The following is a 16,673-nucleotide window of genomic DNA, read 5'->3' as shown; positions in this document are numbered from 1 at the left end:
TGCCGGCCGTCGCGACGGCCGCCGCCCGAGCCACCGGATGCACCGGAAGAGGACCGAGATGGCGACCGATCGGAACGGGCCGGGCGACCCGGGCGACTTCGCTGACGGGCCCGAGAGTTCGGCGGAGCGGGTCGCGCTGTGGCGCGCGCTGCACGTACAACTCGACGCGCCGCCGCACGTGTTCGTGGACGAGGTGGGGCTGCGGCTGGTGGCCCCTCCGGAGGGGTGGCGCGACCGTCCCGACATGGACCCCGAGGCCAGCCGCGGGTTCCGCGCGGCCATCGTGTCCCGGGCGCGCTTCATCGAGGACCTGGTCGCCGAGCGGGCCGGGCAGGGCGTGGACCAGTACGTCATCCTCGGCGCGGGGTTGGACACGTTCGCCCAGCGCGAGCCCGAAACCGCCGCCCGGCTCACGGTGTTCGAGGTCGACCAGCCCGCCCCGCAGGCGTGGAAGCGGCGCCGCCTGGACGAACTCGGTTACGGCGTCCCCGCGTGGCTGCGCCTGGTCCCGGTGGACTTCGAGGCGGGCGACTCCTGGCTGGACCGGCTCGTCACCGCCGGGTTCGACCGCTCCCGGCCCGCCGTCTTCGTCTCCGCGGGCGTCACCATGTACCTGACCCGGGAGGCGACCGAGGCCACCCTCCGCCAGATCGCGGCCCTCGCCCCGGGCACGACCCTCGCGATGACCTTCCAGCTCCCCACCGAACTCGTCGACCCCGTCGACCGCCCGATCCGCGAGGCCACCCTCAAGAACGCGCGCGCCTCCCGCACCCCCTTCATCAGTTTCTACGCCCCGCACGAGATGCTCGCCCTGGCCCGTACGGCCGGGTTCCCCTCCGCCCACCACGTCTCCGGCTCCGACCTGTGCCACCGCTACTTCACCGCCCGCCCCGACGCCCTCCGCCCCTCCACCGGCGAGGACTTCCTCATCACCACCGCCTGACCCCGCGGCGCGCCCCCGGCGCTTCCCCCGCTACTCGCCTCCCACCGGCTCCAGCCGCCCGGCGGGCGGGGTGGCCGCGCGCCGCTGCCCGGGGGGAGGGCGCCCCCGTTCGCCCGGTCCGCCCCGTCCGCCCGGGGGGAGGGCGCCCCCGTTCGCACGCGAAAAGGGCGCCCCCTTCCCGTGGTCGGCACAACCCCGGGGCGCCGCGTTCGGCTACTTCCGCGTGCGGACCAGCAGGCGGACGAAGTACGGCGTGCCCACCACCGCTGTCATGAGCCCCGCTCCCAGTTGGGCCGGGGCGATCACGGTGCGGCCCAGGAGGTCGGCCGCGCAGACCAGGGTCGCGCCGAGCATCATGGCGACCGGGAGGACGCGGAAGTGTCGGCGGCCCACCAGTGCGCGGGCCGCGTGCGGGGCCACCAGGCCGACGAAGCCGATGGTTCCGGCGGCGGCGGTCGCGGTGGCGCTGAGCAGCACGGCGACCGCGAGGAACCCGAAGCGCGTGGGGGCGAGCCGTAGTCCGAGCAGGCGGGGGGTGTCCTGGTCGAGGGAGACCAGGTCGAGCTCGCGGCGCCTGACGACCGCGTAGCCGGTGCCCGCGAGGAGGACGACCGCGACCGGCGCCAGGTCGGGGCCGGTCCGCCCGTAGGTCGAACCGGACAGCCAGGTCAGGGCCTTGGTGGCGTCGAACGGGTCGGTGAGCACGATGACCAGGCTGATGAGCGCGGTGGTGGCGGCGGACACGCCGACGCCGACCAGGACCAGCCGGTTCTGCTGGAACCCGCCGCGCGCGGCGAGCCCGAAGACGATCAGGGCGGCGGCCGAGGACCCGGCGAACGCCGCCCCGGCGATGCTCCACGCGCCGGCCGCCGGCACCGAGGTGACCAGCAGTACGGCGCCGAGGCCGCCCCCGCCGGAGACGCCGAGGATGCCGGGTTCGGCGAGCGGGTTGCGGGTGACGGCCTGCACGAGCGTGCCGGACAGCGCGAGCGCCGCGCCGGCCAGCAGCGCGGCGCCCACCCGGGGCACCCGGGTGTCCAGCACGAAGGTGACCCCTTGACCGGCCCTGCCCAGCGCCCAGTTGGTGACGTCGCCGAGCAGCAGCTTGGTGTCGCCGAGCAGCACCCCCGCGATCACCACGGCGACCAGCACCGCGGTGAGCACGACCAGGCAGACCGCGAACCCCGCCCGGCTCGGCACGCGCATCCGGTCGGTGTCGGCGGCGGCCGCGGAGTCGCGGGCCCGGAACGCCATCGCGATCAGGAACGCCGCGCCGACGACGCTGGTGATGACGCCGGTGGGCACCGCGGGCGCGGACTGCTTGCTGACCAGCGCGCGCAGCAGCACGTCGGAGCCGAGCACGAGGGCCGCGCCGACCAGTCCGGCGAAGGGCACGGCCGCCCGGACCCGGACGAGCGTGCGCAGCCGGCGGGCCAACGGCCGTACCAGCGCGGGCGCGCACAGCCCGACGAACCCGATCGGCCCGGCGAGCGTCACCGCCGCGGCGGACAGCAGCGCGGCGAGCACGACGACGGTGACCCGGGTGCCGCGGACCGGGACGCCGACGCCGCGGGCCGCGTCGTCGCCGAGGGCGAGCGCGTCGACGCGGCGGGCGACCAGCAGCAGCCCGGCGAGGCCGACCGCGACGACCGGTGCCATCTGGTCGACGCCGGCGAACCCGTTCTGGCTGATGCTGCCCTGGCTCCACTGGTACAGGCCGTTGGTCCGCTCGGGAAAGAGCAGCAGCAGCGCGTCGGTGATCGCGCCGAGCCCGAGCGCGAGGGCGCTGCCGGCCAGCACGAGCCGGACCGTACCGGCGCCGAGGCCGGACAGGCTGAGGACGACGGCTGCCGCGGCCAGGCCCCCGGCGAACGCGACGCCGGAGGAGGCCAGCAGCGGGAGCGAGGCGCCGGTGACGGTGAGCACCCCGAGCGCGAGGTACGAACCGGCGTTCACCGCGAGCGTGTCGGGGGCGGCGAGCACGTTGCGGCTCACCGCCTGGAGCGCGGCGCCCGCGCTGCCGAGCGCGGCGCCGACGAGGATGCCGGCCACCATCCGCGGCAGCCGCGAGGCGATGACCACGGAGGCGTCGGCCTGGTCGGCGTGTCCGGTCAGCGCCTTCCACACCTCGCCCGCGCCGACCGCGGCGGTGCCCTGCGTGATGTCGACCATCGCCAGCGCAGCGACCACGAGCACGAGCGCGCCGGCCGCGGCGGCCGCCCCCGCGCCGGACGTGGCCGAGGCCGTACGGGCGGGGGCGGGCGCGGTCGTCTCGGTGACGGCCATGGCGCTACTTCGTCAGGGCGTCGACGAGGCCGTCGATGTACGCCTCCATCGACCCGGGTCCGCCGAACATCCAGACGCCGTCGGGCAGCCGGTGCACATGGCCCGCCTTCACGAACGCCAGCGACTTCCAGACCGCGTTCTTGCCGAGGTCGGCGGTGAACGGGTCGCCGTCGCTGCTGTTCTGGATGTAGGCGAACGACACGTCGCCGAGGCCGGTGAGCCCTTCGACGTCGGTGGTGGCCAGGCCGTAGCTCTTGTCGCCCTTGACCGTCCAGGCGTTCTTCAGGCCGAGTTGCTCGTTGACGGCGCCGATCAGGGAGCCGCTGGTGTAGGCGCGCACCGAGACCTGGTTGGACACGACGTAGCTGTCGGCGAAGGCGATCTTCTTCCCGGCCAGGCCCGCGTCCTGGAGCTTCTTGCGGCCCGCGGCGAGCTTGTCCTGGAAGGCGGTCTTCACGGCCGTCGCCTTCGCCGTGGTGCCGGTGGCGCGGGCGATGAGGTCGAGGTCGTCGGTCATCGTGCCGATCTGGTCGGCGGCGTCGGCGGGCTTCACCACCAGGACGGTGGCGACCTTGCGCAACTGCTTCAGCACCGAGGGCGAGAGGTCGGTGGTCGCCACCACGAGGTCGGGGGTGAGGGCCGCGATCGCGTCGGTGCTCGGCTCGCCGCGGGTACCGATGTCCTTGGGCGAGTCGGTCAGCGGGGCGGCCTTGTCCCAGTCCGTGTAGCCCTTGACGTCCGCGACGCCGACCGGGGCGACGCCGAGCGCGACGAGGTCCTCGACGACGTCCCACTCGGTGCCGACGACGCGGGTGGCGGGGTGGTCGAGGTGCACCGTCGCGCCGGACGCGTCGGTGAGCGTGACCGGGCCGGCCGGCGTCGCCGAGCCGCCGGCGGACGCGGAGGGGGAACCGGCGGAGTCCGAGGAGTCGGTGGAGTGCTCGGTGGTGCCGCAGCCGGCCAGGACGAGCACCGAGGCGAGGGTCGCGGAGAGGGCCGCGACGGCGGGGAGACGTCTCATGAGGGGGTGTGGTGCCTTTCGCTTCGTGCGTGGTGGCGGCCGACCGCGCGGGTGCGCAGCCGACCGGTCGCGGGGTCGGTGTCCACGTTGATCCGGATGCCGTAGACCTCGGTGAGGCGCTCGGGAGTGAGCACCTCGTCGGGGGTGCCGTCGGCGACGATCCGTCCGTCGTGGAGCAGGGCGATCCGGTCGGCGACGGCCGCCGCCTGGTCGAGGTCGTGCAGGACCACGCCGACGGCGATGCCGTGGTCGTCGGCGAGGTCGCGGATCAGGTCGAGGAGTTCGACCTGGTAGCGCAGGTCGAGGTAGGTCGTCGGCTCGTCGAGCAGGAGCACGCCGGTCTCCTGGGCGAGGCAGCCGGCGAGCCACACCCGCTGGAGCTGTCCCCCGGAGAGGTGGTCCACGCCGCGGCCGGCCAGGCTCTCCAGGCCGGTCAGCGCGAGGGCCCGGTCCACCGCCGCGGTGCCGCCGGGGTCCGGCCGGCCCCAGCGGCCCCGGTACGGGTAGCGGCCGAACTCGACCACGTCCCGCACCGTGAGCCCGCTCGGTGTCGGCCGGCCCTGCGTCAACAGGGCGATACGGCGGGCGAACTCGCGCGCGGACAGCACCCTGCCGTCCAGGGCCGCCTCGGTGCCGCCGTCGAGCGTGAGCGTTCCGGTGCGCGGGTCCTGGAGGCGGGCGAGCGTACGCAGCAGCGTCGACTTCCCGCTGCCGTTCGGCCCGACGAGCGCGGCGACCTGGGCGGGCCGCAGCGTGATCGCGACGCCGTGGACGACGTCGGTGCCGTCGTACGCCACGGTCACGTCCGCGGCCGACAGTTCATGGCCACGGCGCGGCGGCGCCGACTTCTCGGAACGTTCCCCAACTCTCACGCGAGTTAGGATAGCCTTACTTTACTTCACCCACGGTCAGGGGTGCCTCACCGGAGGTCAGGGGACGCTCGGCGGGAACCGGCGGCCTCGAACGGGGCGGCCGGGCAGGGGATCGCCACGCCGGGCAGGTGGGATCATCGCGCCATGACGCGTACCGACATGCCACCCGCCTTCGACGAGCGCACGATGCTGACGACGTTCCTCGACTACGCGCGCGCCACGGCGGTCGCCAAGTGCGCGGGGGCGTCGGCGCAGGACGCCGCGAAGGCTCCGCTGCCGGGGTCGCCGTTGATGACGCTGGGCGGGCTGCTCAGCCATCTGCGGTGGGTGGAGTACTGGTGGGTGCAGGTGATGTTCCTCGGGGAGGAGGACACCGAGGGCCCCTGGACCGACGAGGACCCGGACCGGGAGATGCGGATCGGCGCGCGGACCCCGCTCCCGGAACTGATCAGCGCGTACGAGGAACAGAGCGCGCGCTACCGCGAGTTGGTCGCCGCCACCGACCTCGCGGCGACCGCGAAGCGCCCGACGCGGGACGGAACGTACGTCACCCTCGGGTGGGTGCTGATGCACCTCATCGAGGAGACCTCGCGGCACAACGGCCACATCGACGTCCTGCGCGAACTGGCCGACGGCACCACCGGCGACTGAGCGTACGAGCGCGCCCCTCGGCCGCGGTCAGACGCGAGTCAGACCGCGATCGGACCGCGATCAGACCGCGGGGTACGTCTCCCGCAGGAACCCGGTCACCAGCTCCGTGACCTCCTCGGGCCGCTCCAGGCCGGGGAAGTGCCCGGCCCAGGGCAGTTCGACATGATGAACGTCGGCGCCGGTGAGCAGTTTCGGCAGCCGGGCCCCGATCTCCCGGAAGTCGGTCACGTCGTGCCCGCCCGACACCGCGAGGCACGGCGCGCCGACCGCCGACAGATCGACCGTCACCTCCCTGCGCCCGGCCCCCTCAGGCGCAGCCAACTGCACGTCGAACGCGCGTTGTTGCATCGTCCGCACCGCGGCCTGCGCCTCGTCGCCGGCGTCCGGCCCCAGCCAGGTCTCCACGTTCAGCTCCACGGCCTCCGCGATCTCGCCCGCCTCCAGCAGCGCGTCCTCCCGCTCGCCGATCGCGCGCAGTTCGGCGCTGGGTTCGTGCCCCGGCAGCCCCGGGCACAGCAGCGCCAGCGCGGCCACCCGCTCCGGGCGGCGCGCGGCGATCTCCAGCGACACGTGTCCTCCGTACGACGACCCGACCAGCGCGGCCCGCTCGATGCCGAGGACGTCCATCAACTCCATGACGTCCTCGGCGTCGTTGTGCCGCTCCCCCGGCAGCGGCGACTCGCCGAACCCGCGGAAGTCACAGGCCAGCACGCGGTATCCGGCGGCCACCAGCGCGGGCACCTGCCCTTCCCACATCCGCCGGTCACACACCCCGGAGTGCAGCAGCACCACCGCGGGCCCGTCCCCCGTCACACCATGCGCAAGCGTCATACGCCCGACCCTAGGTCCCGCGTCCTGGCAGCGCCTCCCGATTTCGCTCTCGGCGCCATCACGAGGCGGCGGCACGGGAGGCGGTGACGGCGCCGAAGGTCCGGCGCCCGGAGGCGGTTCACCAATCCGCGGCTCGGCGACGGCAGTTCACCGCCAGTGCGGCGGGAGGACGCGGAACTCGTTGCCGTCGGGGTCGGCCAGGGTGACCCCGACGGTGTCGGTCCCAGGGGGGTCGAGACGGGTCGCGCCCAGCGAGAGCAGGCGTTCGACCTCGGCGTGGAGGTCGCCGTCGGCGGGCGGTGCGAGGTCGAAGCGCACCCGGTCCCGGCCGGACCTCGGCATCAGCGGCGGGCCGCCCCAGGTGAACTTCGAGCCGCCGTGCGGCGACTGGATCGCGGTCTCCTCGTCCTGGTCCCAGACCAGGGGCCAGCCCAGGGCCTTGCTCCAGAAGTAGCCGACCGCCTGCGTGCCGTCGCCGGACAGCGCCCCGATGAAGCCGCAGCCGGCGAGGAAGTTGTTGCCCGCCTCGATGACGCAGAACTCGTTGCCCTCCGGGTCGGCCAGCACCACATGGCCCTCTTCGGGGAGTTGGCCGACGTCGGTGTGCCGCGCGCCCAACTCCAGTGCCCTGGCCACCGTTTGCCGCTGGCCCTCCGGGGAGCTGCTGGTCAGGTCGAAGTGCGCCCGGTTCTGGGCGGTCTTCGACTGGTCGGTCGGGAGGAAGCGGATACGGAAGCCGGTGTCGTCGGCGGGCGGCAGCACGATGCCGCCGCCGTCAGGGTCGTCCGCGGACTCCCGGCCCAGGAAGGCGGACCAGAAGCGGGCGAGGCGCGGCGGCGAGGTCGCGTCGATGCAGAGGGCGAAGAGTGAGGACGTCATGGTGCTGGGCTTCTCCGGTTCCGGTGGCCGACCGGCCACGGCCGGCGGGGCGCGGTGTCCGCCCCTCCCGCCGCAGCCTAGGAGCGCCCCGGCCCGGCCGCATCCGAGTTACCCGGTGGCCGGTCCGCCCGCGGAAAGCGTCGGCGCGGCGCCGAAGCCCGTCGGACCTTCCCCGTCGCCCATCGGCCCGCCCCCGAAGTCCCCCTGGCCGTCCGCCGTCCCGGACCGCACCAGCCACCCGGTGAGTACGGCCCCGCCCAGCGTCACCGCGCCGGCCACCACGAACGCCTCGTCGAGTCCGGCCTCCAGCAACGACGTCCCACCGGGCTGCTCGACCCGATCCTGCGCCACGCCGCAGGGTGAACCCGCCGCACGGCGAACCCGCCGCAGCGTGAAAGCCCCGCACGGTGAACGCGCCGACCCGGGGCCCCCGGTCAGCGGCAGAGGGTCAGGTCGACCGTCTCGCCGCCGCGGAGGACCGTCGGGCTGAGCGGCGAGACCGCGATGACCGCGCCCGGCTTGCACGCGGGAACCGCCCGGTAGGTGACCTTGCCGACCGTGAGGTCGCCGTGCGCCAGCGCCTCCTTGGCCATGTCCAGGTTCATGCCCCCCAGGTCGAACGGCTTGACGTACGGCACCGTGGTGTCGTTGCCCTTGACCGCGGTCGGGGTCGGGGTCGGGGTGCCGTGCGCGGCGGCGGAGTGCGAGGGGTGCGAACCGGTGCCGACGGTGGCCAGGGCGGTGCCGCCGCCGACCACGATGAGGGCCGCGGAGGCGGCGGCGATGAAGCCGGCCCGCTTGCGGCGCGTACGGCTCTTGATGCCGGTGGCGTCGAAGTGGGGCGCGGGGGAGGTGCGGGAGAAGTCGTTCAAGGCGGTCACCAGTTCCTGTTCGAAGGGGTCGACGTGGGTGTCACCGTCATGGCCGCCTGAGGACGGCGACGCGTAGCCGGTCATCGGATGGGGTTTCCTTTCCGGGACCGCGGTGACGGAGGTTCGGCGAGCGCGGGCATCTGGGCCCGCAGCTTCTCCAGGCCGCGGGTGAGCTGGGACCGTACGGCGCTCGGCGAGATCCGCAGGTCCTCGGCGATCTCGGCGTCCGAGAGGTCGTGGAAGTAGCGCAGCACCACGACGGTGCGCATGCCGATCGGCAGACGTTGCAAGGCGCGGACCAACTGGTCCCGGCTGTCGACGCGGCCGTACTCGTCCCCCGGGGCGGGCCGGTCGTCACCCGCGTCCTGCTGGGGTACGACCCGGCGGAAGCGCCGCCAGCGGTCGTTGGCCAGATTGACCATGATGCGCCGCACGTAGGCGTCCGGCACGTCCTTTGCGGCGATGGTGCGCCAGCGGCGGCAGGCGCGCTCCAGGGTCTCCTGGACCAGGTCCTCGGCCGCCTCCCGGCTACCGGTCAGGACCAGGGCGCCGCGGAACAACACCCCCGAACGGGCGGCCACGTAGGCGTGGAAATCCTCCTCCGGGCCCATCCCGGACGACGCCGCGGACGCCGGATCGGATCGGCCGCGCCGACCGAGCCGACGTGTGCGCACCGCCTCGGAAAGCGGCGCATTCCATTTGGCTGCCAGAGCCACACCGTCCCTCCCTTCCTGTCCCCCCATTGACGGCGGGGCGGCCTCGGCTGCTGCACCGCTTCGTTGAGACCTGCGTCACAAGGGGTGTGGCTGGGGGGCCGGTTGGGGGGGTGCGGGCGGGAGCGGGGGCAAGGGCGGGCACCGAGCGCCGCCCGCACGGAGGTCCGGCGGGCGGCGCGGGGTGGTGCGGTCGGCGGGTGGCTCGGGTGAGCGGGTGGAGCAGGTAGCTCGGGTGGAGCAGGTTGAGTGGGCTACATCGGAGTCGGCTTGAGCAGGGCGAACGGAGCACCCTGGGGGTCGGTGACGACCGACATCCGGCCCGCCACCATGTCGAACGGCGGGGCGAGAACGGTCCCGCCGCGCTTGACCAGCGCGTCCACCGTGGAGTCGGTGTCGTCCACCGCGAAGTAGGCCAGCCAGTGCCCGGGCGTGCCGGGCGGGTCGTTGTCGAGCAGCGACGCACCGCCGACGGTACGGTCGCCGACCCGCAGCTCCCAGTAGTCGTCGGCGCCGTCCATCGGCTTGATCTCGATGCCGAAGACCTCGCCGTAGAACGCGGTGGCGGCGAGCACGTCGGGGGTGTGCAGCTCGTTCCAGAGCAGCGCGCCGGCCTCGTTGACGATCCGGGCGCCGGAGAACTCGCCGGGCTGCCAGACGCCGAACACCACGCCCTGCGGGTCGGCGGCGATCAGCATCCTGCCGAGGCCGCCCACGTCCATCACCGGGGCGATCAGGGTGCCGCCCGCGCCGACGATCGCGTCCTGGGTGGCCTGGGCATCGGTGGTGGCGAGGTAGCTGGTCCACACGGTCGGCGGAACGGCCATGCCCTCGGCCGCCATCGCCTTGCCGATGCCGGCGACCGCCTTGCCGTTCAACTCGCAGACCGTGTACCCGCCGAACTCGTCCGAGCCGACCTCGCCCTGCCAGCCGAGCAGGTCGCGGTAGAAGTCCAGCGCGGCCTGCTGGTCCTTCGCCATCAGATCGACCCAGCACGGGGTGCCGGTCGCGTACGGAGTGGTCACTTCGGGCATTTTCGCCCCTTCTGGTGGGTTTCCGGAACGACCAGACTCGCCTCACGGACCCCGCTCCACGGCTCGACACGCTGTCGCGCCCGCCGGATGCCCGGAATGCCGGAGCACCGGCCGGAGGCCGGCCGCGTCCCGGGTCCGGGCGCCGTTTCCCGGGTACCGTCGTGAGGACCTACGGCGTACGGCAGTTGGGCGAGGGGGTCGTGGTGACGGGTGTGGAGATCGCGGTCGGGTACGTGTTCGCGTGGCTGGTCCGCAAGGCCGGACGGGTGGGCAGGCGCGCGGACGCCGAGGTCGACCGGGGCCTGGACGCGGGCATGGACCGGCTGCACGAACTGGTCAGCGCCCGGCTCGGCGCCGATCCGGCGCTGGAGCGGGCCCGGCAGGAGGCCGAGGCCGGCCGGACCGAGCCGAGCGAGCGCACCCGCCGCCGGCTGACCGACGCGCTCGACGACGCGGCCGAGCACGACGAGGACTTCGCGCGCGCCCTGGCCCACGCGGTCGACGAGGTACGAGCGGCCGGCCCGATCGACACCGCGACCCGCACTGGTGCGGCGAGCGCGAGCGACGGGGGCCACGCGAACACGGGCGTGCGCCGCCCGGGCGGCGCGGCGGGCGGCGGTACGGCGTCCGCGCGGGACACCGGGAACGCCACGGCGAACGGGCCGGGCAGCGAGGCGAACTCGGGCGTCGACTACAGCTGACCCGCGCGGTGCCGCCGGCGGTCCCGGTGTACGGCCCGTACGGCGCCCGGAGCGCGAGCGGCGCGGACCGTTCAGCGGACCGTGACCCGTATCAAGGGGCGCCCGGGCGACAGTGACCCGTCACCGGAATCAGCGCAGCCCCTTCCACTCCTCCAGACGGCCCGCCGCCTCGACCGTATCGGGGTGCCCGGCACCGAACAGCCGCGCGCGGTCGGCCACGACGCGCTCCAACAGGACGACGGCCTCGTCCGTCCGCCCCGCCCACCGATAGGAGGCCGCGAGGTTCACCCGGGAACTGAGGGTGTCCGGATGCCCGGCGCCCAACAGCCGCTCGCGATCGGCCAGCACCCGCTCCCCGATGCCGATGGACTCAGCCGTCCGCCCCGCATACCAGTAGGCGACGGCGAGGTTCGCCCGGGAACTGAGCGTGTCCGGATGCCCGGGTCCCAGCAACCGCTCCCGATCGGCCAGCACCCGCTCCCCGATGCCGATGGACTCAGCCGTCCGCCCCACGTCCCGATAGGCGACGGCGAGGTTCGCCCGGGAACTGAGCGTGTCCGGATGCCCGGGTCCCAGCAACCGCTCCCGATCCGCCAGCACCCGCTCCCCGACGCCGATGGCCTCAGCCGTCCGCCCCACGTCCCGATAGGAGACCGCGAGGTTCGCCATGGAGCTGAGCGTGTCCGGATGCTCGGACCCCAACAACCGCTCCCGATCCGCCAGCACCCGCTCCTCGATGCCGATGGCCTCGCCCGTCCGCCCCGCATACCCGTAGGAGGCCGCGAGGTTCGCCCGGCTGGTGAGGGTGTCCGGATGCTCGGACCCCAGCAACCGCTCCCGATCCGCCAGCACCTCCTCCTCGATGCCGATGGCCTCGGCCGTCCGCCCCGCCTGCCAGTAGGCGGCCGCGAGGTTCGCCCTGCTGGTGAGGGTCTCGGGGTGCTCGGCACCAAGCAACCGCTTGCCGGCAGCGGCAAGGTCGTGCCAGTGGGTGATCGCTGTGGCGTACGGGCCCATGGCGAGGAAGCTGTGTCCTGCCCGGTGGAGGACCGGGTGGGTATCGGGTTGCCACAGCAGGTCGGCGGCGTGGGATGCCAGGGCGTCGGTGTTGGCGCGCAGGACCGCGCTCAGCTCGGGCGCGGTGTGGTCGGCCTCGGGCCACGCCGCCAGCAGGGCGTCGGCAGCGGCCTCGACGGTCGGGGCGAACTGGTCGGCGGGAGTGGCCTCGCGGGCGGCGCGGGCGGTGAGCGCGTGCAGGCGCACCGCCCGAAGGCCGGCGCGGGAGTCGTCGGAGATCAGGCCGTAGCGGTGCAACAGCCGTACGGCCGCGCGGGCTTGGACCGCGTCGACCGGGCCGGAAGGCGTCGAACCGGGAGCCGTCGGGATGGAGCGGTGGGCGGTCAGGTAGTCGGTGACCGGGTCGGTGGCCCACAGGTCCCGGGGGTGTCCGGCGGGGTCCAGGACCGCGGCCAGGCGCAGCGCCGGGAGGGCCAGACCGGGCGGGTCGCGGTGCTCGGCGGCTTCCAGGGACAGCAGCAGGGTGGCGGCGACCTGGCGGCCGTAACCCTCGGTGTCCGCGTCGGGCGGAAGGACGTCGGGCAGGCGGGTGGTGCGGTCGGTGAACAGCCGCAGGTAGTGGGCACAGGGCACGTCCTGGTTGACCATGTAGCCGGCGGCGTGCGCGAGGGCGAGCGGCAGCAGGCCCAACTCCCTTGCAAGAGGGGCCACATGGTCGTCCAGCAGGTGCGCCGCGCCGGCGCCGGTCAGGCGGGCGCTCAGGTAGGCGTCAGCCTCCGCGGGGGTATAGCTGTCGATGTCCACGACGGTACGGCCGCCGCCGGACAGCCGTGCCTCGCGGCGCCGGGTGGTGGCCAGCGCCCGGCCGCACCCGGCCGCGGACGCGGGCGGCCACCACGGGTCCAGCGCGTCCAGATCGGTGACGTCGTCCAGGACCACCAGCCACGAGCGGGGCGTGGTCGCCAGCCACGCGGTGAACGCCCGCGCGTCCGCCTCCGCGTCCGCGCCCGAGGCCCCGGGCGCCCGGACCAGGCGCGCGGCCCGGGCGTAGGAGTCGGTGACCTGCTCGGTGCCGGCGGCGTCGATCCACGCCACGAACTCGGTCCCGGCCGCGAGCGCTTGGTGGGCGTACGCGGCGGCAAGTTGCGTCTTGCCGACTCCGCCGCCGCCGGCGAGCACCTGGGTCAGTACGACCGTGGTGGCGTGCCCGGCGGTCGCCGCGTCGATCCGCTCGCGCACGTCGGTACGGTCCTGGAACGCCGAGGCCAGCGCCGGTACGCTGCCCAGCCGCAGCGGCCACTCCACTGGTGCCTCCGGCGGGGGCACGACGTTCACGGTGCCGATATGCAAGACCCCGCTGGAGGCGATGCTCCCGTCCGAAGCGCTCGCCGCCCCGCTGTCGTGGACCGCAACGGCGCCCGTGGCAGCGGCTGTTGGCGGAGGACCGCGGTAACCCGTCACCGCACGGCCGCCGTCCACGGCGTTCGCGTCACCGCTCCCCGCGACCGTCACCCCGTCGCGCGGCGCACCCGTATCCGTATCGGCGTCCGCACCTGCACCCGCGTCCGACGACCCCGGTCCAGCCCCCTTCGCGCCCTTGCCGCCCCTCCGGTCCCCTCGCACCGCACCCCCTGTCGGAGCCCACCATCAGAAGCCACCACCGGCAACCCGCGCCGCGACCTCAGCAATACCAGACACCTCCCCGGCAGGAGCCGGTTCCAGCCCACCCGGGCCCGCCCGCCGTATCACCGGACGGCTCCGGGCCCCACCCGGCTCACTCGGCTCACCCCGCTGACGCAGCCGACGCAGCCGACGCAGCCGACGCGTCGGGCGTACGGACGTGCTGCGTGAGGAACAGGGCCGCGCGGTCCAGCGCCAGGTCCGCGTCGTCGAGAACGCCGGCGAACGCCTGGAACACGTGCGGCACGTCGGCGGTGACGTCCAGGATGACGTCCACGCCGGCCGCCCTCGCACGCGCGGCCAGTCGCGTGGAGTCGTCCAGCAGGATCTCGTTGGTGCCGACCTGGATGAGCATCGGGGGGAAGCCGGTCAGGTCGGCGAGGACGGCCGGGCTGAGCAGGGGCTGGCGTGGGTCCTGCCCGGCGAGGTACATGGCTCCGGTGTGTTCCATGGACGCGCGGGTGAAGATCGGGTCGATGCCTTCCTTGGTGTCCATGCTCTCGCCCGTGCGGGTCGCGTCGACGCCCGGGGAGAACATCACGAGGGCGGCGGGCAGCGGCAGGCCCGCGTCGCGGGCGGCCAGGCAGGTCGTGACGCTGAGGCCACCGCCGGCCGAGTCCCCGGCGAACGCGATGTCCGAAGGGTCCCGACCACTGTCGAGGAGGGCGCGGTAGGCGCTCAGCGTGTCCTCGATCGCGGCCGGGAACGGGTGCTCGGGGGCGAGGCGGTAGTCCACCGAGTACGCCCCGAAGCCGGTCCTGGCCACGAGGTGCCCCGTCAGCGACAGCGCGGTTTCGGGGGAGCCGAACACCCAACTGCCGCCGTGGAAGTACAGGATCGTCCCGGCCCGCGGCCCGCTGTCCGGCTCGACGTGGAGTGCGGGCCGGTCGCCGAGAGCCGTCCGCACGCTGCGGATGCCGTCGGGCACGATCATCTGCGCCATCAGCTCCTCGAAACCGGCTCGGATCGCCTCGACCGACTGAGGGCCCTCGGGCCGCGGCTGCCGCAGCATCGCGTCGACCCGCGCACGCTGTTCCTTGTTCATCGTCTTCTCCTGTCGCGGATAGCTTCCACAGAACTATATGCCGTGGAATCTAACGTAGACTATATGCCGTGACATCCAAAGCGAGCGGCGAGACGGTCGACCTCCCGGGCTTCTTCTCCGACCTGGTCCGATGCGAGACGCGTCTGTACAACGCCCTCAACGACCGCCTCCGCGAGCGGCACGAGATCGTCACCTCGCAGTTCGAGGCCCTGCGCTATCTGCGCGACCACCCCGGGGCCCGAGTGGCGGACCTGGCCGCCGAATTCGCCATCGGCATCGGCGCGACCAGCAAGACCGTCGACCGGCTGGAGAAGCAGGGTTGGGCCGTTCGGCGACCGAATCCGTCCGATCGCCGCTCCTCGCTGCTGGCCCTGACCGACGACGGCCTGCAACTGGTCGACGCGGCAGAAGAGACCTTCACCGAGCGGCTGGCCGAACTGACCGCGGAGGCGTGCAAGGCGTCCTCCATGACGGCTGCCGCACAGGCCCTGTCGGCGCTGCGTTCCGACCTGGAGCGCGAGCAGATCGGCACACCCACGGGCTGACGCGTCTCCCGCGGGTCGCCCCACCCGCCGGTCGGGCGCGAGGCGGACGCGCACCGCGCACCGGGCACACCCGAGTCCGCCCGGCGGGCGCGGTCGGCCGGGCACCCGAAAACCACTGGAGCCGCGCATCCGCGTGCCGTTACGGTGCTTCCGCCCGCAGCCATCGCAGTCTCCCGGTCGAGGACGAGCCGTTGTACACCAAGTGAGCACCCCCGAGCGCTGATCCGTCGCGCGTCGCCGCTGTGCGCCGCGCTCCTTTCCGCTGCGGTCCTCTCACTGGAACCGGTGTCTCTCCATGTCCAAGTACCTTGTGGTTCTCCCTACTTGCCCGCCGACCCTCGTCTGCCCGCCACCCCTCCTCCTCCGCTGCCGCAGGTGTTCGTCCGAGTACTCCCGGCTGAACGGCGCGTTCCGCGTACGGGGCGGCCCGGACCGCACCGACCGGCCGGCCTGGCAGTCGCCGTACGGCCCGCCGCAGCACCGCGCGCACCGCGGCCGTTGGGCGCCCGTGCCGGGGGTGTCAGCGACGTCCCGTTCGGCGGTGAGGCGCGAGCAGTTGTGCGGCCGGTGCGCATGACAGCCGACCGGCCGCCGGCGTAAGCCCGACCGGCCGCCGGCGTGGGCCCGACCGACCGCCCGCTCCCCCGAGGCCATCCCAACTCCGCCCCGATCCCGTCGACTTCAGCTCGACGGGATCGGGGCGCGCTCGAACGCGTCGGCGTGGTCGGCGACCCACTCGGCGAACGACCTCGGCGGCACTCCGAGAATGTCGGCCACCGCCGAGGTGATGTACGCGGGCCGTCCGATCGTCGCGCCCCATGCGGCGAGCAGCATGTCGACGACCGGGCGCGGCGCCTTCCCCTCCGTCGCACCGCGGAACTCGTCCGGCGACAGCTCCTCGAACCTGATCGGGCGCCCCAGGACATCTCCGATGATGCCCAGCTGCGCTGCCTGGCTCAGCGACTCGGAGCCGGTGAGGACGTAGTCGCCGCCGGCGTGGCCGTCCTCGTACAGCACCCGCGCCGCGACGGCCGCGATGTCACGGTCGTCGACGGGCGCGGTCTCGGCGGCGCCGTAAGGCCACCGGACGACATCGCCGGCGCGGAGGGCGGGCGCCCACCAGGCCGTCGCGTTGGAGGCGAACATCCCCGGCCGGATGATCGTCGACTCGATTCCGGCGGCCGCGAGGAGTCGCTCGATCTCGGCGTGCAGCACCGCCATGGGGTTCGGCTGACCGAAGAAGGGGTGCGGCGTCCGGTGCGGCGAGGAGAGGAAGACCACGCGCCGCGCGTGGGTCGCCAGGCGCCCGACGACTGCCGCGGCGCTCGTCGGCGGCGCGGTCCACAGCAGGAAGACGGCGCCGGCGCCGCGCAGCGCCCCGTCGAGGGACGCGGGCACGGTGAGGTCACCGGTGACGACATCGACGCCGGCGGGCAGCTTCGCCGCTGCTTCGGTCTGGCGGGTGAGTGCGCGGACCGGTACGCCCGCGGCCACGAGCCGGTCGATGACGCCGCGCCCGATCCGGCCGGTGGCGCCGGTGACGAGCACCGGTGGCATGGGAGTTCGGGTCGTAAGTGCCTCGC

At 74.0% G+C, this 16,673-nt stretch carries 16 protein-coding genes; 4 read left to right on the top strand and 12 right to left on the bottom strand.

What is annotated here, in order from left to right:
* Positions 1-58: 58 nt before the first annotated feature.
* A complete protein-coding gene (locus tag OG370_RS28905; RefSeq protein ID WP_328469331.1) occupies positions 59-943 on the top strand; it encodes a class I SAM-dependent methyltransferase in 885 nt (294 codons plus the stop codon).
* 213 nt (positions 944-1,156) lie between these two features.
* Here the strand turns inward: OG370_RS28905 and OG370_RS28900 are convergent, their stop codons facing one another.
* Genes OG370_RS28900 through OG370_RS28890 form a run of 3 tightly spaced genes read right to left on the bottom strand, consistent with a single transcriptional unit; the run spans position 1,157 to position 5,122 of the window.
* The gene (locus OG370_RS28900) at positions 1,157-3,229 is read right to left on the bottom strand and encodes an iron ABC transporter permease (protein ID WP_328469329.1); all 2,073 of its coding nucleotides are present in this window, start codon (positions 3,227-3,229) and stop codon (positions 1,157-1,159) included.
* A gap of 4 nt (positions 3,230-3,233) precedes the next feature.
* Positions 3,234-4,250, bottom strand: a complete 1,017-nt coding sequence (locus OG370_RS28895; RefSeq protein WP_328469327.1) for an iron-siderophore ABC transporter substrate-binding protein — start codon at positions 4,248-4,250, stop codon at positions 3,234-3,236.
* Positions 4,247-5,122: an ABC transporter ATP-binding protein gene (locus tag OG370_RS28890; protein WP_328469325.1), complete on the bottom strand. Its 876-nt coding sequence runs from the start codon at positions 5,120-5,122 to the stop codon at positions 4,247-4,249. Before OG370_RS28890 ends, OG370_RS28895 begins: the two co-directional genes overlap by 4 nt.
* Before the next feature lie 144 nt (positions 5,123-5,266).
* Here OG370_RS28890 and OG370_RS28885 point away from each other — a divergent pair, with 144 nt between their 5' ends.
* Positions 5,267-5,773 carry a DinB family protein gene (locus OG370_RS28885; RefSeq protein WP_328469323.1) on the top strand — a complete coding sequence of 169 codons (507 nt, stop codon included), beginning with the start codon at positions 5,267-5,269 and terminating at the stop codon, positions 5,771-5,773.
* A gap of 60 nt (positions 5,774-5,833) precedes the next feature.
* Here the strand turns inward: OG370_RS28885 and OG370_RS28880 are convergent, their stop codons facing one another.
* The 6 genes from OG370_RS28880 to OG370_RS28855 form a co-directional block, all read right to left on the bottom strand.
* Positions 5,834-6,604 (bottom strand): alpha/beta fold hydrolase, encoded by a 771-nt coding sequence (locus tag OG370_RS28880; protein ID WP_328469321.1) that lies wholly within the window; start codon positions 6,602-6,604, stop codon positions 5,834-5,836.
* 147 nt (positions 6,605-6,751) lie between these two features.
* Positions 6,752-7,483 carry a VOC family protein gene (locus tag OG370_RS28875; protein ID WP_328469319.1) on the bottom strand — a complete coding sequence of 244 codons (732 nt, stop codon included), beginning with the start codon at positions 7,481-7,483 and terminating at the stop codon, positions 6,752-6,754.
* 108 nt (positions 7,484-7,591) lie between these two features.
* Positions 7,592-7,834: a hypothetical protein gene (locus tag OG370_RS28870; RefSeq protein WP_328469317.1), complete on the bottom strand. Its 243-nt coding sequence runs from the start codon at positions 7,832-7,834 to the stop codon at positions 7,592-7,594.
* Between the two features lie 83 nt (positions 7,835-7,917).
* Complete coding sequence (locus OG370_RS28865) at positions 7,918-8,439, bottom strand: PASTA domain-containing protein (RefSeq protein ID WP_328469315.1); 522 nt, start codon at positions 8,437-8,439, stop codon at positions 7,918-7,920.
* Positions 8,436-8,966, bottom strand: coding sequence for a SigE family RNA polymerase sigma factor (locus OG370_RS28860; RefSeq protein WP_328469313.1), 531 nt, complete (start codon positions 8,964-8,966; stop codon positions 8,436-8,438). Before OG370_RS28860 ends, OG370_RS28865 begins: the two co-directional genes overlap by 4 nt.
* A gap of 356 nt (positions 8,967-9,322) precedes the next feature.
* Positions 9,323-10,102: a VOC family protein gene (locus OG370_RS28855; protein ID WP_328469311.1), complete on the bottom strand. Its 780-nt coding sequence runs from the start codon at positions 10,100-10,102 to the stop codon at positions 9,323-9,325.
* A gap of 161 nt (positions 10,103-10,263) precedes the next feature.
* Between OG370_RS28855 and OG370_RS28850 the strand changes: the two genes are divergently transcribed.
* The gene (locus OG370_RS28850) at positions 10,264-10,803 is read left to right on the top strand and encodes a hypothetical protein (RefSeq protein ID WP_328469309.1); all 540 of its coding nucleotides are present in this window, start codon (positions 10,264-10,266) and stop codon (positions 10,801-10,803) included.
* Between the two features lie 129 nt (positions 10,804-10,932).
* On the opposite strand, the gene fxsT is transcribed toward OG370_RS28850, so the two are convergent.
* Both fxsT and OG370_RS28840 read right to left on the bottom strand, forming a co-directional pair.
* Complete coding sequence (gene fxsT, locus OG370_RS28845; RefSeq protein ID WP_328469307.1) at positions 10,933-13,155, bottom strand: FxSxx-COOH system tetratricopeptide repeat protein; 2,223 nt, start codon at positions 13,153-13,155, stop codon at positions 10,933-10,935.
* Positions 13,156-13,603: 448 nt separating this feature from the next.
* Positions 13,604-14,545 carry an alpha/beta hydrolase gene (locus OG370_RS28840; protein ID WP_328469305.1) on the bottom strand — a complete coding sequence of 314 codons (942 nt, stop codon included), beginning with the start codon at positions 14,543-14,545 and terminating at the stop codon, positions 13,604-13,606.
* 68 nt (positions 14,546-14,613) lie between these two features.
* Between OG370_RS28840 and OG370_RS28835 the strand changes: the two genes are divergently transcribed.
* Positions 14,614-15,090: a MarR family winged helix-turn-helix transcriptional regulator gene (locus OG370_RS28835; protein ID WP_328469302.1), complete on the top strand. Its 477-nt coding sequence runs from the start codon at positions 14,614-14,616 to the stop codon at positions 15,088-15,090.
* 681 nt (positions 15,091-15,771) lie between these two features.
* Here the strand turns inward: OG370_RS28835 and OG370_RS28830 are convergent.
* On the bottom strand, positions 15,772-16,647 hold the full coding sequence (locus OG370_RS28830; RefSeq protein ID WP_328469300.1) for an NAD(P)H-binding protein: 876 nt from the start codon (positions 16,645-16,647) through the stop codon (positions 15,772-15,774).
* Between the last annotated feature and the right edge of the window lie 26 nt (positions 16,648-16,673).

This window comes from Streptomyces sp. NBC_00448, from assembly GCF_036014115.1.
Classification (GTDB): Bacteria; Actinomycetota; Actinomycetes; order Streptomycetales; family Streptomycetaceae; genus Actinacidiphila.
Note: the sequence above shows the minus strand (reverse complement) of the source record. Positions and strands in the feature narration are given on the sequence as shown.

Bases quoted from the DNA above. Each gene is read 5' to 3' on its own strand.
- OG370_RS28905 (WP_328469331.1), top strand. From the start codon at position 59: ATGGCGACCGATCGGAACGGGCCGGGCGACCCGGGCGACTTCGCTGAC.
- OG370_RS28900 (WP_328469329.1), bottom strand. From the start codon at position 3,229: ATGGCCGTCACCGAGACGACCGCGCCCGCCCCCGCCCGTACGGCCTCG.
- OG370_RS28895 (WP_328469327.1), bottom strand. From the start codon at position 4,250: ATGAGACGTCTCCCCGCCGTCGCGGCCCTCTCCGCGACCCTCGCCTCG.
- OG370_RS28885 (WP_328469323.1), top strand. From the start codon at position 5,267: ATGACGCGTACCGACATGCCACCCGCCTTCGACGAGCGCACGATGCTG.
- OG370_RS28880 (WP_328469321.1), bottom strand. From the start codon at position 6,604: ATGACGCTTGCGCATGGTGTGACGGGGGACGGGCCCGCGGTGGTGCTG.
- OG370_RS28875 (WP_328469319.1), bottom strand. From the start codon at position 7,483: ATGACGTCCTCACTCTTCGCCCTCTGCATCGACGCGACCTCGCCGCCG.
- OG370_RS28865 (WP_328469315.1), bottom strand. From the start codon at position 8,439: ATGACCGGCTACGCGTCGCCGTCCTCAGGCGGCCATGACGGTGACACC.
- OG370_RS28860 (WP_328469313.1), bottom strand. From the start codon at position 8,966: ATGGGCCCGGAGGAGGATTTCCACGCCTACGTGGCCGCCCGTTCGGGG.
- OG370_RS28855 (WP_328469311.1), bottom strand. From the start codon at position 10,102: ATGCCCGAAGTGACCACTCCGTACGCGACCGGCACCCCGTGCTGGGTC.
- OG370_RS28840 (WP_328469305.1), bottom strand. From the start codon at position 14,545: ATGAACAAGGAACAGCGTGCGCGGGTCGACGCGATGCTGCGGCAGCCG.
- OG370_RS28830 (WP_328469300.1), bottom strand. From the start codon at position 16,647: ATGCCACCGGTGCTCGTCACCGGCGCCACCGGCCGGATCGGGCGCGGC.